This is a genomic window from Nocardia sp. N2S4-5 (genome assembly GCF_044628355.1).
Classification (GTDB): Bacteria; Actinomycetota; Actinomycetes; order Mycobacteriales; family Mycobacteriaceae; genus Nocardia; species Nocardia wallacei_B.
Genome location: NZ_JBIUPM010000001.1, coordinates 2,190,262 through 2,214,630, shown reverse-complemented (window position 1 = coordinate 2,214,630; position 24,369 = coordinate 2,190,262). Strand labels below are relative to the sequence as shown.

At 67.1% G+C, this 24,369-nt stretch carries 15 protein-coding genes, 4 tRNA genes and 1 pseudogene; 8 read left to right on the top strand and 12 right to left on the bottom strand.

The genetic code is table 11. The features are described 5' to 3' along the window. The first annotated feature begins 216 nt into the window (after positions 1-216). Complete coding sequence (locus tag ACFMRZ_RS09700) at positions 217-1,161, top strand: hypothetical protein (RefSeq protein WP_400178813.1); 945 nt, start codon at positions 217-219, stop codon at positions 1,159-1,161. A gap of 58 nt (positions 1,162-1,219) precedes the next feature. Here ACFMRZ_RS09700 and ACFMRZ_RS09695 read toward each other — a convergent pair whose 3' ends face one another. The 4 genes and pseudogenes from ACFMRZ_RS09695 to ACFMRZ_RS09680 form a co-directional block, all read right to left on the bottom strand. Beyond that, positions 1,220-2,194 carry an HAD-IC family P-type ATPase gene (locus tag ACFMRZ_RS09695; protein WP_400182815.1) on the bottom strand — a complete coding sequence of 325 codons (975 nt, stop codon included), beginning with the start codon at positions 2,192-2,194 and terminating at the stop codon, positions 1,220-1,222. A 592-nt stretch (positions 2,195-2,786) separates the two neighbouring features. Beyond that, a pseudogene (locus tag ACFMRZ_RS09690) lies at positions 2,787-3,608 on the bottom strand (HAD-IC family P-type ATPase); the annotation flags it as partial. Positions 3,609-6,898: 3,290 nt separating this feature from the next. Beyond that, on the bottom strand, positions 6,899-8,089 hold the full coding sequence (locus ACFMRZ_RS09685) for a hypothetical protein (protein WP_400178812.1): 1,191 nt from the start codon (positions 8,087-8,089) through the stop codon (positions 6,899-6,901). An 89-nt stretch (positions 8,090-8,178) separates the two neighbouring features. After that, entirely contained in the window at positions 8,179-9,561 is a 1,383-nt protein-coding gene (locus ACFMRZ_RS09680) for an MFS transporter (protein ID WP_400178811.1), read from the bottom strand. A 99-nt stretch (positions 9,562-9,660) separates the two neighbouring features. Between ACFMRZ_RS09680 and ACFMRZ_RS09675 the strand changes: the two genes are divergently transcribed. Further along, on the top strand, positions 9,661-10,422 hold the full coding sequence (locus tag ACFMRZ_RS09675; protein ID WP_400178810.1) for an ArsR/SmtB family transcription factor: 762 nt from the start codon (positions 9,661-9,663) through the stop codon (positions 10,420-10,422). 64 nt (positions 10,423-10,486) lie between these two features. Here the strand turns inward: ACFMRZ_RS09675 and ACFMRZ_RS09670 are convergent. The 3 genes from ACFMRZ_RS09670 to ACFMRZ_RS09660 all read right to left on the bottom strand — a co-directional run bounded on the left by ACFMRZ_RS09670 (position 10,487) and on the right by ACFMRZ_RS09660 (position 10,745). Beyond that, positions 10,487-10,561, bottom strand: a tRNA-Val gene (locus tag ACFMRZ_RS09670). Positions 10,562-10,578: 17 nt separating this feature from the next. Continuing rightward, positions 10,579-10,649: transfer RNA gene (locus tag ACFMRZ_RS09665), tRNA-Cys, on the bottom strand. A 23-nt stretch (positions 10,650-10,672) separates the two neighbouring features. Beyond that, positions 10,673-10,745, bottom strand: a tRNA-Gly gene (locus tag ACFMRZ_RS09660). Positions 10,746-11,108: 363 nt separating this feature from the next. On the opposite strand from ACFMRZ_RS09660, the gene ACFMRZ_RS09655 reads away from it, so the two are divergent. The 5 genes from ACFMRZ_RS09655 (at position 11,109) to ACFMRZ_RS09635 (ending at position 15,999) form a co-directional block, all read left to right on the top strand. After that, a tRNA-Val gene (locus ACFMRZ_RS09655) sits at positions 11,109-11,180 on the top strand. Between the two features lie 132 nt (positions 11,181-11,312). Further along, on the top strand, positions 11,313-12,254 hold the full coding sequence (locus ACFMRZ_RS09650) for an aminoglycoside phosphotransferase family protein (protein WP_400178809.1): 942 nt from the start codon (positions 11,313-11,315) through the stop codon (positions 12,252-12,254). 309 nt (positions 12,255-12,563) lie between these two features. Continuing rightward, positions 12,564-12,920: a hypothetical protein gene (locus ACFMRZ_RS09645; protein ID WP_400178808.1), complete on the top strand. Its 357-nt coding sequence runs from the start codon at positions 12,564-12,566 to the stop codon at positions 12,918-12,920. A gap of 1,077 nt (positions 12,921-13,997) precedes the next feature. Continuing rightward, positions 13,998-14,540: a DUF5994 family protein gene (locus ACFMRZ_RS09640; protein ID WP_400178807.1), complete on the top strand. Its 543-nt coding sequence runs from the start codon at positions 13,998-14,000 to the stop codon at positions 14,538-14,540. 565 nt (positions 14,541-15,105) lie between these two features. Next, on the top strand, positions 15,106-15,999 hold the full coding sequence (locus ACFMRZ_RS09635; protein WP_400178806.1) for a hypothetical protein: 894 nt from the start codon (positions 15,106-15,108) through the stop codon (positions 15,997-15,999). Between the two features lie 108 nt (positions 16,000-16,107). On the opposite strand, the gene istB is transcribed toward ACFMRZ_RS09635, so the two are convergent. Both istB and istA read right to left on the bottom strand, forming a co-directional pair. Next, positions 16,108-16,923 (bottom strand): IS21-like element helper ATPase IstB, encoded by an 816-nt coding sequence (istB, locus tag ACFMRZ_RS09630; RefSeq protein ID WP_400178805.1) that lies wholly within the window; start codon positions 16,921-16,923, stop codon positions 16,108-16,110. Further along, positions 16,923-18,164, bottom strand: a complete 1,242-nt coding sequence (istA, locus tag ACFMRZ_RS09625; RefSeq protein WP_400178804.1) for an IS21 family transposase — start codon at positions 18,162-18,164, stop codon at positions 16,923-16,925. The genes istB and istA overlap by 1 nt, the downstream gene beginning before the upstream one ends. 160 nt (positions 18,165-18,324) lie before the next feature. On the opposite strand from istA, the gene ACFMRZ_RS09620 reads away from it, so the two are divergent. Beyond that, the gene (locus ACFMRZ_RS09620) at positions 18,325-19,551 is read left to right on the top strand and encodes a lanthionine synthetase LanC family protein (RefSeq protein ID WP_400182814.1); all 1,227 of its coding nucleotides are present in this window, start codon (positions 18,325-18,327) and stop codon (positions 19,549-19,551) included. A gap of 32 nt (positions 19,552-19,583) precedes the next feature. Here ACFMRZ_RS09620 and ACFMRZ_RS09615 read toward each other — a convergent pair whose 3' ends face one another. The 3 genes from ACFMRZ_RS09615 to ACFMRZ_RS09605 all read right to left on the bottom strand — a co-directional run bounded on the left by ACFMRZ_RS09615 (position 19,584) and on the right by ACFMRZ_RS09605 (position 24,324). Next, on the bottom strand, positions 19,584-20,789 hold the full coding sequence (locus tag ACFMRZ_RS09615) for a JmjC domain-containing protein (RefSeq protein ID WP_400178803.1): 1,206 nt from the start codon (positions 20,787-20,789) through the stop codon (positions 19,584-19,586). Between the two features lie 29 nt (positions 20,790-20,818). Next, complete coding sequence (locus tag ACFMRZ_RS09610; protein ID WP_400178802.1) at positions 20,819-23,872, bottom strand: type 2 lanthipeptide synthetase LanM family protein; 3,054 nt, start codon at positions 23,870-23,872, stop codon at positions 20,819-20,821. A 200-nt stretch (positions 23,873-24,072) separates the two neighbouring features. Further along, a complete protein-coding gene (locus ACFMRZ_RS09605; protein ID WP_400178801.1) occupies positions 24,073-24,324 on the bottom strand; it encodes a hypothetical protein in 252 nt (83 codons plus the stop codon). Positions 24,325-24,369 lie beyond the last annotated feature (45 nt).

Here is a 24,369-nt window from a genome sequence, read left to right as displayed (position 1 = left end):
GACCGGATGGCCGGAAGGCGCCGGTGGCGTTTTCGTGAATTCTGCTAATTCCGTGTCGAATTCGCACGTAACGGTGGGTGGCGGCGTTCGATGATCACGCTGGGCTCCCGGTTGGGTAACGAAAATAGTCACGTTCGTGTGAAGGGGGCTGGCAAGTGCGGCAATCTGGAAGGAGCGGGTCGACTGTGGTCCGCTGGGTGTAGGGGAAGTGGTCGCGTGGACACGAGGGAACTGAGCGAGATCGAGCGCGGGCCTACTGCGGTGCTGTCCTCTGCGGAGCCGGCGAATCTGCCGGTGGTCGAACCGAATCCGCGAGGGCATCGGACGGGGGAGCGATGCCGTGAGGCCGGGTGTGGGAACTGTCATTGGGACGTGCAGCGGCTGAAATATTGGCTGCGCGGGCGGCTGCTGGCGTCGGGCGCCGACGACGCCGAGGTGGACAAGGCGCTGGGTGCGCAGACCCCGTCGGTGCTGTGGCGGCGCGGCAACCGGCTGTGCGCGATCGAGGTGCGCAGCGCGCCGGTGTCGCTGGCGCACGCGGCGGAGCGGACGGCCCGGCTGCGCGCCGTCGGCTGCGACGAGGTTTTGTGGCTGTGCCCGCCGGGGTACTGGGTAGGGCAGATGCCGGCGCTGGCCGTCGACGACTTCGCGCCGGAGGGGTGTGATTATCGAGTGGTCGCGGGCCTGGTGGAGGCGGGCCGGTCCGGAGTGGTGGTACCGCGGGAAAAACCCTGGGCGGTAAGGGAATTCATCGAACAGTGGGTGGCCGGGGAACTGGCCTGGGGATACCGCGACGAAACCACAGGAGGATGGGGAACGGTGACCGACTGGGAGGAGCACACGCGCGCACAGGCCCTGGTCATCGCTCAGCAGCGCCGCGAACTGATGAATCAGCGCACCGCTTTGGCCTTGGCGCGCAAGGCCACTCGCGACAAGGCCAAGCAGGTCCACAAGCTGATGCACCGCCTGGAGCGCGCCGAGGAGACCGCCGACGAACTGGACGCCACCCGCCGCCGCCTGGTCGACCACAACCGCGTGGACGCCACCCTCCGCGTCACCATCGCCAAACAGCGCGAGGCCCTCCTGCACTGGCAGCTCATCACCTGCTTCGCGGTGCTGATCATCGTCACCTTCATCGCGGCGGGGTTGATGCTGCGCTGACAGTGCCGGACAACACCCGCAGGCCGTGGCCGGGCGAGCTCACGACCGGCTGGCTCTCCTACGCCAATACGCGGCTTGCGGCGACGGCGCTTGCTGTGCCGAGGGCGGTGCTGCCGGCCACGATCGTCCAGGCCATCGGGCCCAGGGGGACGCAGCCGAAGAAGCGGCTCACTCCGGGCGTCATGATCACCCCGGCCAGTAGTACCCAGCTGCCCGCGACCGTTGTCCACACCAGGGGACTGCGGTGGCCGATGACCAGGGTTTGGCCCAGCTGCGTACCGATGAGGGCCGCCAGCGCCATGGTCTCGGCGCGGCGGCGACGTCCGGTGGTCCGGCCCAGTAGCCAGGCCGTGCCCGCGCCCAGGGCCGTGCAGGTGCCGCGCACCGCGACCGAGCGCAGGAACGCGCCGCCCAGTTCCGCCTGCTCCTCCAGCACGGGTGCGCCCGAGTCGGTGGTCTCGGCGCGCCCGCGTGACAACGCGACCGCCATCGCCGGACCCAGGTCGGTCAGCAGATTCACCACCAGGAATTGGCGGGTGCCGATGGGCGCCTGCCCGGACAGCAGGGTGCCCAGCACGGTGAAGGTGACCTCGCCCGCGTTGCCGCCGACCAGTACGCCGATGGCGTCGCGGACCCGCTGCCACATGCTGCGGCCCTCGGCCAGCGCGTGCAGCAGCACCGACGGGTCGACGCCGTTTTCGGAGCGGGTGAGGATCAGGTCGGCGGCCTCGCGCGCGGCGACCGACCCGCGGGCGGCCAGCCCGATACCGACGTCGGCGGTGCGGATGGCGGCCGCGTCGTTGCTGCCGTCGCCGACCATCGCGACCGTGTGCCCGTGCCGTTGCATCGCCGACACGATGCGCACCTTGTGTTCCGGTGAGACGCGGGCGAATACGGTGGCGCGCTCGATCAGCTCGGCGCGGCCGTCCTCGTCGAGCGCGTCGAGGTCGGCGCCGGTCGCGATGGTGTCGGCGGGGATGCCGAGCTGATCGGCGACCGCGCGGGCGGTGACGGGGTGGTCGCCGGTGATCATCCGGATACCGATGTCGTTGTCCGTGAGCTTCCCGGATCAGGTCCCGCGTCTGCGGGCGGGGATGGTCGGCGATGCCGACGAACCCGAGCAGGGTCAGATGTTCGATCTCGCCGTCGACATCGTCTGGCGCGGAGGGGAAGTCGCGCCGCGCCACCACCAGCACCCGCAGCCCGCGCTCGGCCAGCTGGTGCACGGCAGCCTCCGCGTCGGCACGATCGGCCTCGCTGAACGCCGAAACCCGGTGGCCGCCTTCGCTGTCGGCGCGCAGCACCTGGTCGCAGCGTGGCAGCAGTACCTCCGGGGCGCCCTTCACCGCCAGCCGGATGTGGTGGGCGGTGTGGCCCACGGCCGCCGCGTAGCCGCGGAAGCTCTCGAACGGCACCTCCTCGATGGGATCCCACACGTGCGCGGCCCGGACACCCAGCTGGGCGTCGGCGGCCTCCACCACCGCGCGGTCGGTGGCATGCACCGGCGGGCCGTCGCTCGATCCGGGGCAGGCCCGTGCGGCCGCCCGCAGCAGGCGGCGAGACTGAGCGGAATCGCCGAATTGCCCGGCGCACCATTGGTCGTCGAGATCGGCGAGGGCGACCAGCTGCAACCGGCCGTCGGTGAGTGTGCCGGTCTTGTCGAAACACACCGTGTCGACGCGGCCGAGCGCCTCGATGGTGCGGCTGGAGCGCACCAGGACGCCGTGCCGGGACAGTCGCCGGGTCGCGGCCAGCTGCGCGACCGTGGACACCAGCGGCAACCCCTCCGGGACGGCCGCGACCGCCACCGCCAGACCGTCGGCGAGCGCCGGGCGCAGCGGCAGGCCACGCAGGAAACTCGTTGCGGTGACGGTACTTCCGCCGCCGAGCGTGAACGGCAGCACGCGCGCGGTGAGGGTCCGCAGATGCGCCTGCACGCCGCCGCTGGGTGGCGGCCCGGCCGCGGCCAGCGCCCGTCCGGCCTCGGTGCTGTCGCCCGCGGCGACCACCACCGCGCGAGCGGTGCCGCTGACCACCACGCCGCCCTCGAACACCATGCAGGACCGATCGCCCAGTGCCGCACCGGGAGTGGCGGCGGTGTGCTTCTCGACCGTCACCGATTCTCCGGTCAGGCCCGACTCGTCCAGCTCCAGTCCGTCGGTCTCCAGCAGGCGCGCGTCGGCGGGCACCACCTCGCCGGTGCGCAGGGCGATGATGTCGCCGGGCCGCAGATCGTCGGCGACGGTGAGGATTTCGCCGTCATCGGTGATCCGGCGGGCCTGTAGCCGTTCGCCCAGCAGCAGCCGGTGCAGTGACATGTGGGCCCGGCGCCGTTGCAGCGCCGACACGGCGGCATTGAGGCCGAGCACCGAGCCCACCAGCACCGCGTCGGTGGGCGAGCCGAGCAGCGCCGCGGCGACCGCGCCCACGGCCAGCAGCGGCGTCATCGGGTCGGCCAGCTCACGTCGCATCTGCCGGGCGAGGTCGACGACGGTCGCGGTGGGTGCGGCGAATCGCTCGCCGAGCCGAGCCGCCGCGGCCGTCAACGCGGGCTTGGGCGCGGGTGGCGGGCGATGCGGTTCCGGCAGCCGGGCCAGCACCTCGTCGGGTTCGAGCGCGTGCCACGGCACCAGCGCGATCTGCGCGGGTCCGGCCGCGCGGGCGGCCCGATAACCGCTGCGCAGGCCGCTCACCAGGCCGAGGAGGGTGGCCGCCGCGAGTGGGCTGGTGGCGCGGGCGGGCCGGGAGCGCGCGGGGCCCGAGGCCAGTAGCAGCCCGCTGAGCGTGGCGGCGGACAGTGTCAGGACGCGCCCGCGTTCACTGATTCGCCGGGCCGGGCCCGCCGCGTTGAGGATCTGGCGCGCGCAGCCCAGATCCGGGCAGACGGCGTCGGCCTGCCAGGGAATCACCGTCTCCCCGTCGGCGCCCTGCGTGACCACGCCGATGCCGAGGTCCGCGGCGCTCATCGCCCGACGCACCCGCCCGCTCACGACCGCGACCACATGACCCTGCTCCTGCAGGCGTCGCACCAGGCGCGTGTACGAACTGTTCGCGGACACGAATTCGTCCGCGCTGCGCCGCAATTCGCCGGTATCCTCACCGCCGACCAGCACCACCCGCAGCCCAGCTTTGCGAGCGCAGGCGAGCAACCCCACGGCCTCGGGATGCGGCTCCCGCCCCACCAGCACCTTCCCGACCGCCTGTCCGCGCTCCCGCAGCACACACCAGTGCGGGTCGCCGGGGTCGACGTCGTCGGGCGGCGAGTCCCAGTCGTACTCAGGGATATTCGCGTCGGCTGCAGAGCCGTTCCCGGCCGCATTGGTGCCCGCTCCGTCCGTTCCCTCTGCGCGAGTCCCGGAGCGCACGCCGTTATTCGACTCGCGCTCAGCGGGATTCGCCGACATCGGCGTCTCCGCACCGCCGTGCACCGTGTTGTCCGGTGCCGCCACCGTGTGCGTCCCCGAGTAGGCCTCACCCGAAGTCCGCACAGCCGAGCGGGTTTCGCTCTGCCTCCCCGTTGCTTTCACGGATGCATCGGCATCGGCGTGGTCGGCCGTCGCCGTAGCGTTCGATGGCGGGCTGTTCGGGTGGGGGCCGGAGTGCACCGCGGTTTCCTCGAGCCCGGCGTCGAGTTCGGCTTCCGCGGCAACCTCGCGCGTGAGGCGGAGATCGCGCCGCTGGTGGCCGCGGGGCGGGGGGATGGGGAGGTCGGAGCCGTTGTGCCACATGAGGCGTTGTGCGGCGCTCCAGACCTGATCGGTCGGCCAGTCGCGGTCGAGGGACTCGGCGGCCAGCACCATCGGCCGCGCGCCGCGCAGGATTCGATGGTCGACGACGACCGCGGACACACGGTCCAGGCGCCGCCACACCTGCGGATCGAGGGTGAGGACGCCGCGGGCGGCCATGCCGGCGGACAGGGTGGCGGCGAAGGATTCCCGCCCCGCCCGGGCGGCCTTCGGTACGCCCGAGACCACGGCGTCGGCGGCGTCGCCGATTCCGCGTCCGCCGGCCAGGGTGGCGGCCGCGGCCAGCGTGGAGACGCCGCCGACCTCCTCCGCGCAACGTTCGATCGGCCCGCGCGGCCGCAGCGCCGGTCGTGGTTGCGCCGCATGGTATTCCGTCACGTCGGGGTGGTCCGGGTCGGCGATCAGACTCTCCCAGCGCCGCCACTGCGTGAACCGTGCGGCCGCCTCGACCAGCCGGGCCGTGCGCAGCGTGGCATCGGCGAACAGGCCCGCCGCCTCGGAGTCGAGGGCCTGACCGAACGCGGTCGCGACGGTGATGACCGCCTCCGTGCGGTGCGGCCCGAGCTGGGATTCGAGCATCCCGCGCAGCCGCGGCTGCCCGTCCACCAGCGCGATCGCGGCACGGAGCATGTGGGCGGGAGCGGGCACGGGCAGCACCCGGCCGGTGATGGCCGCGCCCAAGCCGACGACGTCACCGGCAAGTTGCAGCGCCGAGGTGAGCACGGGCTCGCGGTCGGAGGGATGCTCGTGCGTCCGGCTCCACGACCGGACATCCGTGCCCGCCTCCGTCTCGACTCGTTCGAGGATCTCCTCCAAGCGGTCGGGCGACACGTGTTCCGGATCGGCGGCGACGGTGACCCGCCCGGTGGCGGCATTGATCTGAGTCCAGTGGACCCCGGCCATCTGCTCGAGATGCTCGCGCAGCCGCTTGCCGACCTCGGGCCCCCGACGGGTACGCAGGCCCCGCACCTCGGCATGAATGCGGTCGGCATGCACCGTGACTCGGCGCTGCCGTCGTAGCCGTCGCGGATCGACCAGCGCGCCGAACTCGCGGCCGATGCCGTCGGCGAGTTCGGTCGCGGTGGCGCCGAGATCGGAGTTCAGCACTCGGGCCGCCACTCCGCCCGGTCGCTGTACCAGTCCTAGGGTCGCTCCGGTGACGGCGAGTGGCACCCGGATCGGCGCCGTCACGATTCCGCGCAGCGCCCCCATCACTTGGCGCTCGACGCAGGACGAGCCGCCCGCCGACGAGCCGGGGCCTGCGGTCGTGTCCCTGATTCCGACGCCGAGCCGCCGCCCTTCGCGCCGGATGCCGTCTTCGACTCCGCGCGACCCGACCCGCGTTTCCCACTCGGAGCCGCAGTCGTCCCGGAAGGCGTGGTCAACGATTCGCTACGGGCCGTTCGAGACGATTGTGTGTGCGGTTGCGAGGATTCGCTACTGGCCGTTCGGGAGGATTGTGTGCGCGAGGTCGATTCGCGACGGGTTGTGGAAGACGACTTCGCGCGTTTGCGCGAAGTCGGTTCGGTCGACGGGGTCGCGCGCGACTCTCTCCGCGTGTCCGACGGCTCGGTACTCGCGGCCGAGTCCGAGGACGTTGGCCCTTGTGGTGACCTGGCCCGCCGGAGCAGGTAGGCCGTGCCCGCGACGCCACCCGCCGCCAGCGCGATCGGCCATTCCACCAGCCCGGTCAGCCCCACGGCCGCGACGCCGAGAGCGGTCGCCGTCGGCGTATCGATGCGTCCGCGCGCACCGGACACGGCGCCCGCCACCGTCCCCCGCGCGGCTCCGGTGACCGCTCCGACCGCGGCCCCACCGGCGGCCTCGGCGGCGTGTACAGCCGTCGACGCCGTGGCCCGCGCCAAGGTCAACGTCCCCGATGCAATGCTCATCACAACTCCCGGATGTCGGACTGGTTGGCGATGTGGTTGGCCTGCCCCGAAGTGCGGGGAGCAAACATCGTTTCGTCCGATTCGTGACCGTGCGGCGATTCAGACCTCGCGCTCGAGGCGGAACGGTCCGCGCTCCCAGCGCCAGCCGTGCCGCAGCGTCAGGGCGGTGAAGCCGAGCATGTCCATGCCGGTTTCGTCGACATACCGGCGGAACTCCGGCCAGGCGATCGGCCCGGCCGCGAGACGGTTGCGCAGGATGTTCTCGTGCCGGGCATCGACGGTGTGGCGACGCAGGTCTTCCTCGCCGAGCTGGCTCCCGGTGAACACCAGCCAGCCCCAGCCGCGCTCGTGCGCCCAGGCGCGGGCAGCCTCGAGCTTCACCCGATTGCCGTGCACGGCGAGCCGTGCCACCGGGACGACATCGGCCAGCAGCACCCGCCCGTCGGTGAGCCGCGCGGCCACGGTGGGGTAGTGGGTGCGTTCCGCGCCGTCGAGCCGGTAGTCGACCGCGGCGGGACGTTCGATGAACTCGGCGACCTGCTCGCCCTCGTCCAGCATCCGCAGCAGCCGCGCCTCCAGTGCGGTGTCGAAAGTTGTTTCGCGGCCGAGTTTCTCGGCGAACACCGAGCCGCGCGCATCGTCGCCGGAATCCACGGTGGGCACCGGGGTGTCCGGCAGGGCGGCCGGGTCGCCCTGCGCCCATTCGACGCGGCGCAGCAGCGGGATAAGCTGCCCGGCAACGGGTTCGGCATGACGCGCGGTCGGCAGATGCCAGCGTCCGCGCTGCTGCCACCCCGCGATGCGCTGGAAGACGAAGCCCGCCAGCCGTTTCGCGTCGATGAGCGCGTGTCCCGCCAGTCTGAGCCGCAGATACGCGAGGTCCTGCGCGGCGATATCGCTGTCGGTGGCGTAGATTTCGGCCAGCAGGGTGCGCACCAGCCGCTCGTCCAGCCAGCCGACCGGATAGCGCTCGGCGAAGATCGCGGTGTCCGGGTGACCGGTGGCCTGGACCCGGCGCACCATCTGTCCCACGGCACGGGTGTACAACTGCCGCACCCGATCCCGCGACCACCCGTAGCGCGCGCCCATCAGGGTCAGCGTCTCCGGACGCTCGCCGTCGAGACCGAGCCGCTGGGTGATCAGTTCGCGATCGCGCGGACGCTCCTCGGCCTGCGCGGCCACCATCGTCGCCAGGGTCTCGTCGGCCTCCTCGAGCCCGAACGAGAGGCCCTCGCCCGGGTCGTCGAGCAGTCCGGCCCGTGCGTCGTCGATCCGGCTCGTCGTCACCACTTCCGCCCGCCTTCGCTCTTGCGTTCGAAAAGCGTATCCCCGCAACCGGTCTGCGTGTGGTAGCGACGGGTCTCGTGTCGGGGCCCGAATCAGTCCCGGGACCGGCCGGGGATCCCGATTCCGGTGAGCGCCAGCGCCCCGATCCACGCCACGGCCGCGGCGACGGCGAGCAGATGCACGCCGTCCACGAAATGCGCGTCGGCCGGTGACCCGGCGACGGCGCCGAAGACGGCCACACCGCAGGCCGTGCCGATCTGCCGGGCGGTGTTGGAGGTGCCGGTCGCGAGCCCGGACCGATCCGGGGGAGTGGCGCGCACGACCGCGGCCACCACCGACGCGGTGATCAGCCCACCGCCGCAGCCGACCAAGAGGAACCCGGCGAGCAGCGCGGCGATGCCGCCGTCGGCGTGGACCAGGGTGAGCAGCAGGGAACCCGCGGCCGAGACGACACAGCCGAGCCCGATCGCCGTGCGGGGGCCGCGGGCCGCGGTGATCCGCCCCGACACCGGCGCCAGCACCACCAGCGGTATCGCCATGGGCAGCACCGCGATTCCCGCCGCGATCGGCGAATAGTGCCGTACCTCCTGCAAATACAGCATGCCGACGAACAGCAGCCCGTTGAAGATCAGATTCATCGTCAGCGCCACCACGTTGGGAATCAGGAAGTCCTTGCGGCGCAACAGGTCCAGCGGCAGAACCGGATGCTCGCTGCGCGCCGAACTCGCCAGTGCGACGGCGAGGGCGAGCACGGTCACCAGCGCGGACGCCACGGCGGTCGAGCCCGCGTGCCGACCCGCGGAGATGACGGTGAACACGAGGCCGCCCAGAGCGACCACGAACCCCGCCAGACCCGTCACGTCGAACCGCCCGCCGCGCGTCCCGGGCCGGGCGGGCACCGTCCGCAGCGCCGCGACGACCACGAGCGCGGTCAGCGGCACGTTGATCCAGAACACCGGCCGCCAGCCCAGCACATCGGTCAGCACGCCGCCGAGCAACGGTCCCGCGGGCAGCGCCAGCGAGGACACCGCCGCCCAGGTCCCGAGCGCCTTGGCTTGTTCGCCGCGCTCCGGATACACGTCGACGATGACCGCCATCGTGCTGGGGAGCAGCAGCGCGCCGCCGACGCCCTGCACCGCGCGAGCGGCGATGAGCACGGCGGTCGTCGGCGCCAGCGCGCATGCCAGCGAGGCGAGCCCGAACAGCGCGAAGCCCGCCACCAGTACCCGCCGGTGTCCGATCCGGTCGCCGACGGTGCCGGCCGCCAGCAGCAACCCGGCGATGGCGACGACGTATCCGTCCACCACCCACTGCAGGGTCGACACATCGGAGTGCAGGTCACGGCCGATGCTGGGCAGGGCGACGTTCACGATGGTCACATCGAGCAGGACCAGGAACATGCCCGCGCACATCACCGCCAGTACGCGCCCGCGTCGTGTCGCGGCCGGAGCGATCTCGAAAGTCGGACTACTCATATCCGCAGTGTCATCCCGTAACCGTTCGGGATTCGCCGAAGTATGGCCGCCGCCCATGATTCGGTGGGGACCGAAACGTCACCGCGGCAGACTGGTGTCATGACCGACGACCGCCCCCTCTACGGATACACCGACATCGCCGCGGTCGGCGCGCTGCTGGCCGACGCGACCCGGGCGCGGATCGTGACCACCCTCACCGACGGCCGCGCGCTGCCCGCCTCGGTGCTGGCCGCGGAGTCCGGCGTAGCGGCCTCGACCGCCAGCGAGCACCTCTCGCGTCTGGTCGACGGCGGCCTGCTGACCGTGGAACGGTCCGGCCGCCACCGCTACTACCGCTTGTCGAACCGCGAGGTCGCCGCGGCCATCGAGGCCCTGGCGGTGCTCGCTCCCGCGCGCCCGGTCCGCTCGCTGCGCGAATCCACTCGCGCCGCCGCCCTGCGCCGCGCCCGCAGCTGCTACGACCACCTGGCCGGCCGCCTCGGCGTCGCCGTCACGGCCGCCCTACTGGACCATCGCGCACTGGTGCGCACCGACGGCGGCACGGGAACCGAACGCTCCCAACACGATCCGATCTCCGCCCCACTCCGCGAGCACCCGTACGAACTAGGCCCGAACGCCGAGCCCCTGTTCACCGAACTCGGCGTCGACCTCGCCGCCACCACCCACACCCGCCGCCCCCTCCTCCGCTTCTGCGTCGACTGGAGCGAACAACGCCACCACCTCAGCGGCGCCCTCGGCGCCGCCGTCCTCACCCGCATGGAATCGGCGGGCTGGGTCGAGCGAACCGCCACCCGCCGTTCGCTCCGCGTGACTGATTCCGGGGCGCGAGTGTTGGATAAGGTGCTGGGGGTGGGGGTGTGAACGCTCGGGTACCTCGAGACGCAAGAAAGGCCCGGCGTGAACCGAGCCCTTCTTGCGTGAATATTGGTGCGCGATACTGGGATTGAACCAGTGACCTCTTCCGTGTCAGGGAAGCGCTCTCCCGCTGAGCTAATCGCGCGTGGGTGCCTCTTTTAGAGGCGGCGACGGGAATCGAACCCGTGTGCACGGCTTTGCAGGCCGTTGCCTCACCACTCGGCCACACCGCCAACCAAGGCCGGGTTGGCCTTCGAGCGGATGACGGGATTCGAACCCGCGACCCTCACCTTGGCAAGGTGATGCGCTACCAGCTGCGCTACATCCGCATTTCGCTTCCGGAGGCCCTCTCGGTACCTTCCGGCTGCGAGAGAGAACATTAGCCCACGTTCCGCGCTGTCAACAAATCCGCAGGTAAATGCGGGTAAATTCGAATGACAGCGGTGTAGTTCAGCTGGTCGGCACCGCCTTCGCGGACATCGGGCCCAGGTGTGCCGACCGTGCCGCTCGAGCCACCCCGGCCGATCCTCCGCGAGCAACTCCACGCCCACCCGGCCCCTTCTGTCCTCCACCTGAACGCCCGCCAAACTCCCAGCTAGACCCACGATTTGGTGTGACGCCGGTGCTGCGTGTTAAAGTTCCATCCCGTCCGGAACGGCACCACGGAGCCGCCCCGGACATCCACACCACCCGGTCCCATAGCTCAGCGGGAGAGCGCTCGCCTCACACGCGAGAGGTCGCTGGTTCGAAACCAGCTGGGACCACTTTTTATCTTCTTATCTGTCCTTCTCCTCCGCTACCCGGAAATGGCGTCATCCTCTAGATCGCCGATGTAGAAGCGCTAGCCGCGGCTCGCGTTCGCTGGGGTCTATCGGTCCTGCACAACCAGAAATCGGTTGTCGAAACCGGCAAATGGCACTGAGGATGATCGGATGCCTGACTCGGTCGACGGGCGCGCCGGGATCGATGCCGACCTCGTCGAAGGACTGATCGCTGCGCAGTTTCCGTGGTGGAGCCATCTGCCGGTCACGCCGGTGAGCAACGACGGGTGGGACAACCGCACCTACCGCCTCGGCGACGACATGGCTGTTCGGTTACCGACGGCGGTCGGCTACGCACCGGCCGTGATCAAGGAAAGCCGTTGGCTTCCGCGGCTGGCTCCCGCGCTGCCGATACTGATACCGGACGTCCTCGCGACCGGTACCCCCGGCCTCGGTTATCCGTTTCCTTGGTCGGTACGCCGCTGGATCCCCGGGGAGTCCGCTGACCGAGCCCGCATCGACAATCTGACCGAATTCGCGGTCTCGGTCGCGGGATTCGTCCGCGCGTTGCAACGCTGCGACACGACCGGCGCACCGATGGCCGGTGTACACAGCTTCTACCGTGGAGACGCGTTGTCTCACTACGACCGGCAGACCCGGGATTGCCTCGACATGCTTACAGGCTGCCTCGACACCACCGCAGCCGCTTCCGTTTGGGAGGACGCCCTGGCCACCGAATGGACCCGGAATCCGGTCTGGTTCCATGGCGACATCGCGCCCGGCAACCTTCTGGTCGATGACGGGAAGCTCACCGCGGTCATCGATTTCGGCACCTCCGGGGTCGGCGATCCCGCATGCGACCTCGTCCTGGCATGGACAATGCTGTCCGGGCGCAGTCGCCGAGCCTTCCGCCGCACCGTCGCCCACGACGCGGACACCTGGGCCCGTGCCCGCGGTTGGGCGCTCTGGAAAGCCCTGCTGACCCTCACAGATCATCAGGTCACCGACACGCAGCGGGCAGCTCGAGCCCGGCACCAGATCAACGAAATCCTCACTGATCACGCAGATTTCAGCTGATCCAGATCCAACAGACCCCGGCCCAGCGGCATCTGGGTTCGGATACCGCCGCGCCGAGAATCACAACGTGCATAGCGTCGACGAACCAGGTTACCCACGGCTTGGCGACGCCGTCCACGTCAACCTGCACCCAGGGGCACCGCATGGGCGGCCTCCCATACAGCGTTCCGCTACGTCGCCAGACGCGGGAGCCTGCGGTGCGAGCATCTCGGCCGCTTCGCGGGCGTGCCCCGATCGCCATTGAATCCCGCGGGTGCGCGTGCGTCGGAGGGGGGATGGGGAGACGGAACCCGCTGCAGTACACCGGCCGTGCCCGCTTCCGCCGCATGGATCGCTGACGCGCCGGAACCCGCGCCCGCATCCACCACAGTCACCGCGATCGCCGAACCGTCGAGTGATCGGCCGGTGTTCGCCGATGCCAACGACCGGCTGGTGCGGCAGCTGTTCGAGGTCGGTCTGCAACTGCACACGCTGTGCGGGGTGTTCGACCGTTCCGACGCGACTGCCCCGCAGATGCGTGCGGCCGGTGCGGCCGTGGGCGAGGTCCTCGAGGAGTTGGACATCCTCATTCGTGACGCCGGCTTGGACATGCTCGCTGCCACCGTGGGACAGGCCAGAACAGATGGCCGCCGGGCCGATGGCCGTCGCCGCCGAGGCCGCCGCTGACACCCCGACGGGGCCGAGGGGAGCCGTGGTCTCGACCCACCCCGGCACCCTCGGGCTGCCCTGCTGGTACATCACCAAACCCGGCAGCCCGGACAGGCCGTCGCCGGCCCGGTGCCGAAATCGCCGCGTGATCGGCGGTTCCCGGGTTCGTCTGCGGGCCGCTTCTACGCTGGTCCGGTTGGTCGGTTGTGCCATTTCTCAGTGAGAGAGGGTCACCATGATGCAGCGCGCCATCACCGTCGGCTTCGCCGCGGCGGCCGTGGTAGGAGCAGTACTGTCCGTGCCGGGCTGGACCGATGTCGATGTGCCGGCGGCGGAGGAAGCGGGACGGTTGTCCGCGCAGCCGATGCCCCCGCGGCCGTTTCCTCCGCATCCGGGGTACGGGGACCAGAGTCGCCAGGGCCCGCCGGGTGACAGTTCGACGGAGGCTCCGTCTCGTCCGGATCCGAGATCTCGCCCGCACCCGCGGCCCCACCCGCATGAGGACCTGGGGGAGTGGGCCCAGCCGGGTTACTAGACCGCGGACGACGAACAGACCGACCTCGTCGGCGAGGGTGGGCCGATTCCAGGGCGTTGTGAACGGCACGGTCGGGTCCGTGACCGCCGTCGGAGTGGGCGGTGGTGTTGCCGAAGCTGGAGACGCCCAATTCGATACGCCGTGGCGGTTTCCCTCCAGATGAGGTGCGGCGGGGCAGCGCCGAACGGGCCGCTGCTCCGCCGGGGGTTGCTCGGAACAGCGTGCGCGGGGTGTCGATGAGCCGGGTCATGGGGCGCCCGATCAGCCGCCAGGTCGGTGTTGTTACTCGCGTCGGTAGCGGTCTCGGCGCACCACAGCGCGGCATGCGGAACAGGGCGCAGGAGAGGGCCAAGGCGTGTAGATCCTCGGTGAGACCTGCAGGAGGGCGCTTCCTTCGTATGCGAACCGACGTAGTCGCGAGACGTAGTTCTACAATGTTGACACCGGTGGCCGATCGGCGTGTACTCGAAGGACCACAGTGATCCGAGGGATCGTCAGTATTCAGGCGATCGGGACCGCGACCGGCACGATCGTTTCCGGCCGAGACAGGAGCGTCCACGATGACACCACCGACCTCCGCCATCGCGGCGCGGCACAAGACCTTTGCCGACGGTCCCAGGCTTCGAGTCGCGCCCGAATCTCGCCACACCGGGCCCGTCGACGGCGCTTGGTGGCCGCGCGGCGATGACCTCGTCGCCGAGCTCCCCGATCTGGTCGCGGTGCTCACCGCCCGGCTCGGGCCGATCCATCGCGTGATCTACCACCTCGGCAGCTGGGCGCCGGCACCCGGTAAAGCCGCACTCGGAGGCCGGCAGGTGCGCCTCGACGGATACCGGCACCGGTCGGCCGACACCATCGATGTCCTCGCGCTCGACGGCGCGGCCCTCGCGCTGCTGGTCATCCCGCCGCGTACCGACCCCGGCTCGGCCCACGCCGCCATGACGGCAGCGGCCGACCCGGACAACACCTCGACCGTCGAGTCTCTGCTCGCCGTCGCCGCACTACATCGTGACGACGTCGGCGTGGAAACCGTTCGCGCAGAACAACGCTGGGAGTCCGAAGGCGGCGCCGGGGTGCGGATGAACCCCGCCGCGCCCACCTGACGAGCGGCACGGCCGGGCCTCCGGGGATTCGCACTCGACAACCGAACAGAACCACCACCGTGACGTCGTCACAGATCGACCGGTACGAGCAAGGCACACCGTGACGGTCCACGCCCGCCACAGCACACCGGAAAGCCTGTCGCGCAGCAGGTCTCACCGTCACATCCCAACCGAAGCCGCCAACGCGCGTTCCGCGGATTGCTCGCGGTGGCCCGCGGGTCGTGGTTCGCCGGGTGACGGAGTCCCACACCGGCTGGGGTCTCGCGGTGTGCGGGATGCCCGTCGCGGTGCCGTCGAGCGCATAGGCGATCACGACGAACTGCGCACCGCACCACGGGATCCGGCGAAATCGTTCGGACACCAACGCCCGGCAAGTCACCACCGCGCCGCCTAGACCGCCGCGCCACCCGGTAAGTATCGCCGTGTCGGCGTGCACGGCGGTCACGCCCGCGGCGAAGACCTGCCACGACATGTTCGGGGTGACCGCCGTGCGCTCGGCGGAATATGATCGCCTCGGAGTCGATGATCGGCGTGGCAGTCGGTCGGGGAATCGGACGGGGGAGGGATGACCGAATTTCAGCACGGCCCGGATGGACAGCCGACGGGGGAGAGTGCCGAACCTATTGCGCGGCAACCTGTGTCGCCGCCCACCGGGCTTCCACTCGGGCATGTTCCGCCCAGTGCGGAACGCTGGCAGCAGGTCTCCGGATACGCCCGGCCCGGGCGAGGGTTCGGGTCGTCTGCCGCTCCCGCTTCCGGCGGCAGGACGGGCCTGATCATCCTCGGCGTACTCGGACTGGCGGCGACGCTGGCGGTCGGCGTGGTCATCGGCCTGTCGGTGAACGGCGGCGACAGTCGATCCGCCGCGCCGCCGTCATCGAACAGCGCGACCTCGCCCGCGGCTCCGGCCACGACGACTCGCCGGGAGCCCGCGCCCGGGAATTACACGATGACGAGGGTCACCGACGCGTGCGCCCTCGTCGACGGCACACGTCTGCACAAATGGTCGTCCACACCGAAAGAGCCGCCGCAGCACCGGGAATACCCGCCCGACGACTACGACGGCGGCAACCTGTCCTGCTCCATTCGCTATATCAGCGACTCGACCATCCCCGGCGACGCTACTGTCGACGAGGCCGGGATCGGACTCCAGGCCGAATTCACCGGCGCCACGTCGGACCCGGCCTACGACGACTGGAAACAGACCGACACCGCCCCCGGCTCGGGACGGGCCTCCGGTGACCCCGCCGGAATCGGGGCCCGAGCTTACTGGCACACCGCGACGAGTCCGACCGGCAATGCCATGACCTACATCGTGGGCGTACAGGACAGCAACGTCTCCGTGCGTGTGGAAGTCGCCGTCCTGCGCGCGCCGGGCGAAGGTCCGGTGAGCCGGGACGAACTCGGCGCCCTCGCGGAGGACCAGGCCCGGCAGACTCTGGACGGGCTGCGAAACTAGCCAGCCAGGCGCGGTAGCTCCCATAGGGAAACTATTTGTCAACAGAACGCCAATCCGGACCATCTGACGGAACGCCAATTTGGATCATCTGGTCGCTTGGTTGATGGTTCAGTCTTCAGTTGTGCCGGCGGTGGGGACGCGGCCGAGGTCGCGGTCCTTGAGCCGGTAGCTGTCGCCTTTCAATGCGATGACCTCGGCGTGGTGGACGAGGCGGTCGATCATCGCGGCGGCGACGACGTCGTCGCCGAAGACTTCTCCCCAGCGGCCGAAGACCTTGTTGCTGGTCACGATCAGCGAGGCGCGTTCGTAACGGGACGAGACCAGCTGGAAGAACAGGTTGGCGGCCTCGTTCTCGAACGGGATGTAGCCGACCTCGTCGACGACCAGAAGCGGGTAGCGGCCGAGCTTGATCAGCTCGGCTTGCAACCGTCCCGCGTGGTGGGCTTCGGCAAGGCGGGCGACCCAGTCGGCGGCGGTGGCGAACGCGACACGGTGTCCGGCCTGACACGCTCGGATCGCCAATCCGATGGCCAGGTGGGTTTTGCCGGTGCCGGGCGGGCCCAGGAACACCACGTTCTCCTTCGCGGTGACGAAATCGAGAGTGCCCAGGTGGGCGATCACGTCCCGTTTGAGACCGCGAGCGTGTCCGAAGTCGAACTCCTCCAATGACTTCCGGTAGGGGAATCGGGCGGAGCGGATGCGGCCCTCTCCGCCGTGGGACTCGCGAGCGGAGACCTCGCGTTGCAGGCAGGCGACGAGGAATTCCTCGTGAGTCCAGTTCTCGGCGCGAGCGCGTTCGGGCAGCCGCTCCGCGGCTTCCCGCAGCGACGGCGCCTTCAATGCCCGGGTGAGGAAGGTCAGCTCGGCCGTGAAATCCCTTGTCGTGGTAGATGTTTTCGCGATAGTTCGAGCCCGTGGAGGCATCAGGCCACCCCGCCTTCGATATCGACGCCGAGCGCGGCGTCGTAATCGGTCAGGCAACGCTGCTCAACCTCGGGTTCAGGCGCTGGCCGCAGGACACCGATCCGGCCGCGCCGCAACGCTTTCGCTGCTTCGACATGGTCCGGGGCGGACAGGGTTTGATGCCAGGCCCAGATCCGTTCGTGATCGGCCACGATCCGGCCGCCGGAGAACACCCGGACCCGGTTCAGGTCGGCGAGGACCTCGATCCGGCGCCCGATCACCGCCGGATGCACCGAATAGTCGTTGGAGTCCAGGCGAATGTAGTGATCACGCGGCAGCCGGCCCGAGCGCCGCCACCCGGTCTCCGGCGCCACCGGCGGCAACGCCAGCATCGCGTGACGATCAGCGGTGACCCGATCGGTCGGCGCGCAACCCAATGCCCGCCGCGTCCGGCGATTCACCAACTCCAGCCACTCCTCGAGCTGAGTATTGAAATCGGTTGGGCCGCTGAATGATCGACCCGGCAGGAACGAACGCTCGAGATAGTCGTGGGCTCGTTCGATCATGCCCTTGGCTTCCGGATCAGCGGGCTTGCAGACCAGCACTTTCGTGCCCAGGGTTCCCCGGAATGCCTGGCATTCGGCGGTCAGCTCGCTGCGGCCGCCACGCCAGCGCCCGATCGCTCCTTCGCCGTCCCAGACCAAAACCTTTGGCACTGAACCCAATCGGTGAATATGGGCCCACCAGCCTGCGAACAGGTCCTCGGCATGCCGCGACGGGATCAGCATCGCCATCAGCCATCTCGAATACCCCAAAACCATCGTCAGCACAGGCAGCTGTTTGGGGCCTCGGACCTGGCCGAACCCGACCGGCAACTCGATCGGCGGGAACCAGAAATCGCACTGCGCGATCTCTCCGGCCATATACGTCGTTCGCGATGCCGGGTCCGGCGGCAGATACGCCGGCCGCAACTCCGCGACCCGGCCCGAGAGCACCCGGACCGACCGGGTCCAGCCGATCCGCTCGGCGATCACCGTCGACGGCATCGTCGGATACGTCTTCAGCAACTCGCGGATCTGCGGCTCGACAGCGTCCACGATCGACCCCTTCTCCGGGCGCTCGTATTTCGGTGGCCTGTCCGAGGCCAGGGCCCGCTTCACGGTGTTGCGGGACACGCCCATCGTCCGGGCGATCGCCTGGATCGGCATGCCTTCTGACCGGCGCAAACGACGAATCTCGGCCCAATCCTCCACAGCAAGCATCCCTTCGGTCCTCCCTGGCTCGGATAGAGCCAGGGTCACCGACCAGGTGGTCCATTTTGAGTTGCCGCGCGGTGGTCATTTTTCACGTGCTGCCGACACTATTGAGGTATAAAGGCACGAGTAAGGACGCTCGCTCCTCGCCTAGCAGACAAGACAAGTGATGTCCGACGAGTCAGCCAAGTGGCACAGGAATCCCCACGGTCACACTTCACTGAGCCGGGCCGCGTTGGATATTGCCGAGGTGCTTCGAGTGAACGCGCGTATCGGGCGGGACGGAAGCACATACTGGTGTCACCCAAATCTGCCGACTCCATCGATCCCGTCAGCTCCCCTCGGACCGCACCTGTATGCCGGGACCTCCGGAATTGCTTTATTCTTCGCCGGCGTTTGGAGAGTCTACGGTGGCGACGGCTGGCGTGATATCTGCCTCCGAGCGATCACGCCACTGCGAGCTGACATCCGTGAGATATCTGCGGATCCGAATCGAGCACAACGTCTCCAGCAGCCGATAGGGGGGCTCACGGGACTCGGATCCGTCGTCTATGCGCTCGTGAGGATCGGTGACTTATTGGGGGACGAGTCAATCGTGGACGACGCGCAGCGCGCGGCTACCATGATCCTGCCAGATACTATCGCTACGGACCAGAAAATCGACCTCATGGTCGGTAGCGCTGGGGCTGTGCTCGCATTGCTTGCGCTCGACGAGCGGCGGCCGGAAGAGATTCTCGGTGGAGAGTCACCAATCGAGCTTGCCTTGCGCTGTGCGGAGCGTCTCTTGCAAAGCGAAAGATGGACGGTATCAACCGGTTCAGGCGCGGACGGTTTCTGTCACGGTAGGGCCGGAATCTGCACGGCACTGGTGAAGCTGTACGAAAGAACCGGACGGCAGCAGCTCCGGACGTTTCTCCAGCAGCACCTCAGCTCTGACAAGGCTCTCATGTCCTCGCATGGTGAGAGACAGCCCCACCTGAACAGACATTCCCGGCGCTCTTGGTGCAAGGGGGCGGCCGGGATCGCACTCGGAAATATCGCATTGCGTGAAATTCTCTCGCAAGATCCGAGGATGGACGAGTCCGTTTCATTGCTCGAAATCACGGCTGATCCATCACTCTCCGAGACAGACGATCTTTGTTGCGGGAACAGCGGCCGCGTGGACACGCTTATCCATGCCGCGAGCGTACTGCAGGAACCGGCCTACCTCGGTAAGGCGGCTGAACTCGCGGGCAGCATGCTGGAGCGAGCGCAACATCAGGGCCGCTACTCATTGAAGTCTACCCAAGAGGTAGGCGTTGACCTCAGGCTGTTTCCAGGAATTGCGGGAATCGGGTACTCATTCGCGCGCCTCCAGTCAGCCGGCGGGATTCCGTGTGTGGTAGCAATGGAGTAGGGAACGATTGCGCCGTGGGAACTACGGCGCAATTACGAAGGCCTCAACAGCCCGTCGCGAATCAGCCGCCGAACCAGAACGAGCTTGCTTTCCGAGCTTATCGCGTCGGGTAGATCGCAAATACGAAAGTGCTGGTGATCGCGAATATATTCCAGAGTGGAGCTGAGCGCCTTCGGGCCTTGGACACGCTTCGGACCGAACCTGATGGCGGTCGTGTCGTCCGAACTCTCCACAAGACACGCTAGACCACTTCGTTTCTCGACCGCCGAATCGGGGCCGATCTCCTGCAAATTGGCCAACACTGAAAAGTGGCCATCCGCAGGAAAGGTGCGGGCGCCCACTTGCTCTTCGAGTAACGATCGAAGAGCCGCGTCGAACGATAGCTTTTCGCCGAGCTGTGCCCGCAAGAACTCGAAGATGGGCGCCATGCTCTGCTGCGTCTCCCGGTCGGCTACGAAGCCCGGAGGTAGATCTTGGCGGAATTCGGGGTTCTCGAGCGCCGCCAGCTCCATTGCTCTTGTGAAGAAGTCCACCCAGGTGAGCGGATGGAAGGTGATCGACAGGTGTAATGAGAACTCGTCTCCCGCAATGGCTTTGTGAAAGTAGCCGCGGGGCAGATAGAGGACATCGCCGGCCTCCAGCACAGGCTTCTCGCGAAGTGTCAGTTGCTCCTCTGTCCACTCGAGGTTCTCGGCAAGGTGCTGGTTCGAAATTTGGGATGCCAGCGGACGCTCGTATATCGGGTCCCAGATATGCCATTGCTTCGAGCCCCCTAACTGGACAACCAATGTGTCGAGCGTATCGATATGTGCCGGGAATGCTTGCGACCCAGGGGGCGTCAAGAAGAGATTGGAGCCGATGCCCATTCCCAGGGCGTTCTGCAGGTTGATTGCCAGCCGGCCGAACGGAAGCCAGAATTTTTCGGCCGCGATCAGTCGAATGGTATCTCCGGACAGGTATGCATCATAAAAGCGATCCTTGGACAGCCCCGCTGCTGGGGTCAGCGTCGCGCTACGGCCGCTGTCCAGAGCCGGGACGATATGGAGGACATTGTCGGAACTGTTCGCTGCCATCATCAGGCACGCGTCCATGTCGGCGAGCGAAAATAGGCTGCTGAAGTAATCGCGTTCTCGTCGATGCAAAGTCAAGGACGATTTGCCCCAGTAGGCGTCCATGAACTCATGTCTTGTCATGGGGGAGATCAAGCTCTCCAGACTATTGATATCTCGCTGCACCATGTCGCCATGTCCTTCCTCCGGGCGCGTAGTCAGCATGTCCCATTCGGCCCCTCCAAGATCAGTACTGACGGGATTCGACGAGGATGGGCGAGACGTAGCAGCTGGTAACCGATCCCGGCGAGCCCGTCCATCATTCCGGGAGTTTCCACGTCCAGGGGCGTGCCACAACGCCAGCCGTGTTCCTCCATGCTGGTGAGGCTGTGTGATACGCGTTCGGACAGGCGTGTCGCCCAGGCCGTTGTGGGTCGGCTGAGACTGGCTTGCAGAATGAGATCAAGAGATCCCAGGTCACCGTGACAAAGTGAGTGATTCGCCCCGAATCCCTCACGGTACGTCGTTTGCAGAGCGATCTCCAGATCTTCCTTCAAGATCTCGTCGCTGAGGTATCTCTGCATGCTCAGGCGGCTCATTCCGATTCCGCAAGCCCCATGGCACCAGGCAGTCATCTTCCGAGAAGCCTCCCCTCGAGGGGACTTCCTGAGATCTGCCCAATGTCCTGATGAAAGGTGACTATGCTCGAAATCCACTGCTCGAAGAGCGGTGTGAGCATAGATATCATCACCCGTCTTCGCAAAAAGCTCCGTCAATGCCCAGGCGAAGCCGGATGCGCCATGAGAGAACCCGGTCAGGGGTTGAGCAGGGAACAACGTACCAAGCCAGCCAACGCCTCCCGCACTGGATTGTGTCCGCTCTACGAGTCGATCGCCGAGGGTGCGAGCGATATCCAGCGGCCGCTCGGCACCGGTCATTTTGTGCAGGTTCAGGAGTGGGACGATCGCACCCGCTATCCCCTGGATGACGTCCATGTGTTCGTCAGCGTTCGCGAGCTCCTCGACGCGGGAGACCATGGATTCGGTTTCGGTCAGCAAATCTCTGTCATGCCAGAGACCCGAGAGATGTGTCCACAGGTAGATGAGGCCGCCCCAGCCGTCGAATCCGCCGACAAATTCCAGCCCGGCTCGCGGACGGCTCATCTGTTTCCTGAGGGTTACCAGGGCCGCTTTCGCGACGGACCCGAATTCATCCCGCCCGGTCAGTGCTTCCGCATAGGAAAGAAATAGGATAATTCCTGGAAGGCCGCTGTATAGGTCAGTTTTCAGCGGATGTAGCTGCCATCCACGGCTTTCCCCGTACGCCAGCCCGATCCAGGATGCGCTGTTGTTTTTCCATCGAGCGAGTTCGATAAGTCGATCTGCGATCTCCACTGCCTGAGCCAGGAGGCGGTCACGAGTGACGGGTCGAGTTTTGTCAGGCACCTCATAACGTTGAAAGGTGGTCACGTTATTGAGCGCCAGCGTGCTCATCGAGGCTCTGACGTACCAGCGCTGTCTCCGAAGATCTTCTTCTCCGAACAACGCCAGCCGATCCCGGACCACGTCCCAACCCGAGCGGATGAAGAATTTGTCGAGGCGCGTTCCCTGGCTCGTCCAGAGATCCTGTGAGTCGACCTGGGTGACGAAGTACGGAATATCACCACGCCAAAGGTCTCGACGCTCGTTCTGCAGCAGGCGGCGGGCGATGTGAGGAAACTCTGTTCGATCGATGCCGAACCAGAGCCGATCGAAAAGGCATTCACGATCGAGAGCGTCGCTCAAATAGTCAGGATGGTAGCTTTGTTGAAGTATCTTGCCATAGAGCTGGGTAGCCCGGAATACGACACGTACCTCGTCACCGCGCATGGCGAATATAGGACCGTCACAGGACAAGAGTTCGTTGCGATGTGCTTCGATCAGTCTATACATCGATGTGAAGCCAGCTTCAATGTCCGCGACGAAATGAAGCGCATCGAGGGCGGATCCATTCAACTGGGGGGTATTGTGTGCGGTAGACAGCTTACGCCGCTCGAAGGACAATCTCAGTTGATCGGTGCCAGAATTTTCCCACCGCGGCAGGGGATCGATCGACAGCTGCCCTTCCTTCGCGCCGAGACCACTGCGGTCTATTGCGCGGCCGCCCTCACCTTCTCGAAAGATGGGCAATAGCAAGGTGTCGACAACGGAGTTCTTGAGCTCGAACTCCGAGTGTGAATCGTAAGCGTCTGCCTGTGCTTGGCCGTAATCAGGACCACAGAGGGTCTCGAGGTCGATGAGAACCGGGTGCGCGCCTGCGGCGATCAGGTTCTGGTGGTGGAAATCATTGGCGTTCAGTAGGTAGAGGACCGCGAGAAGCGATCCCTCACGAAAATAGAATTGGGATGCTTCCTCTCGGTTACGGCAAGGAGCATTCGAAATAAACTCAGACCAACCGTAGCCACCGCCGTCCAGTGTCTTTGGGGTTCGTAACGCCGGCGCCCCTCTCTCGTGCAGCCAGTCGAGCAAAAGCGCGAAATGTTGGTCGATACGAAGGGACCGTGGTTTATAAAGAATCCGTTCGCTCGAGCCGAAACGCAGGATACATACCTCACGACCTTGACGATGCAGGTCACCCAGTCCCACCTCGATGCTCGTCAGCGGCCCTGGGTCACCATCAGGCCAGAATGTGGCACGGATTCGGTCCCAGTCCGTGCACAGTCGTTCCAGCAGCTCAACGGCAGCATCTGTCCAGTCGTCAACTGAATCGATGAGCAATCTCGCGAGCACCGGATATTGCCGCAAGAAGTCCAGCGCATCGCCGGGATCGCGTAAACCGTCGAGGAAATTCTCGAAACGCTCCTGGGAATCTCCGCCCGTCAGGGTCCCTTGGAGGCCGGCCACACGCATTTCCAGAACCACCGCTCGACTGATCTGTTTGTCGAGACGAGAGATGGCCGCAGAGACCAGCTGATCAATGACCGGTCTCCATTGAATATTCGTGTTCGGCCACGCGCGCGAGAACTCGTCGGCCTTTTCACTTACCGCGGCATGCATTTTAGCGATCAACGGCCCTACTACCGGTGGGCTCGCTAGACGGGAGATTCCCGTTGCAGCGAAAGCACGCTCCACACGGTCGAGCCAGTCCGGTACCTCCGGCAGCCGGCGATGGAGAGAAGCCGCCGATTCGCCGAGCAATGCGGAAAAGGACGTTTCGTCCAGATTATCGAGCGCAAGGCGATCAACAAAGTACTTGTCATCCTGAAACGGGGACTGGGACCTCCACTGCGCCAAGCGGCGCTGAGCAGTCGCAGGCCTCTCAATCTGCGGTAACGGGGGCCGACTCGATTCGCAGCGACTCCAACGCTCCTCCAGCGTGAATGCCGTCCACCACGCAGCGTCGAATAATAAAGGGCCCATAGCCTTCGACGTCCCTTTAATTGAGTGTGCTCCGGATGGTTCACTTTCATCCGGAGCACATCATTCGTGGTTGATCAGCAGGTGCACGTAACCATCAATGCGCCGGACCTCTGGGCGGTTTCTTCCTCTTCTTCCACGGCGCTGGTCGTATAGGCCATCGGCGTGCCGCCTTCGAGTCCGCTGCTGACAGACTCGAGGAATTCGTCGGTGATGGAAGCGGGGCCAATTCCTCCCGCGGCTACGATGGCTTCCTGTTCCGCTGGTTGGAGCGACCGGAAGTAGTCCTTGTCTTTCAGTCCTCGTGCGACTTCGAGCTGTTCGATCATAATGGACTCCTCGGAATATGGTGATATCAACCATCCCCGCGCCAC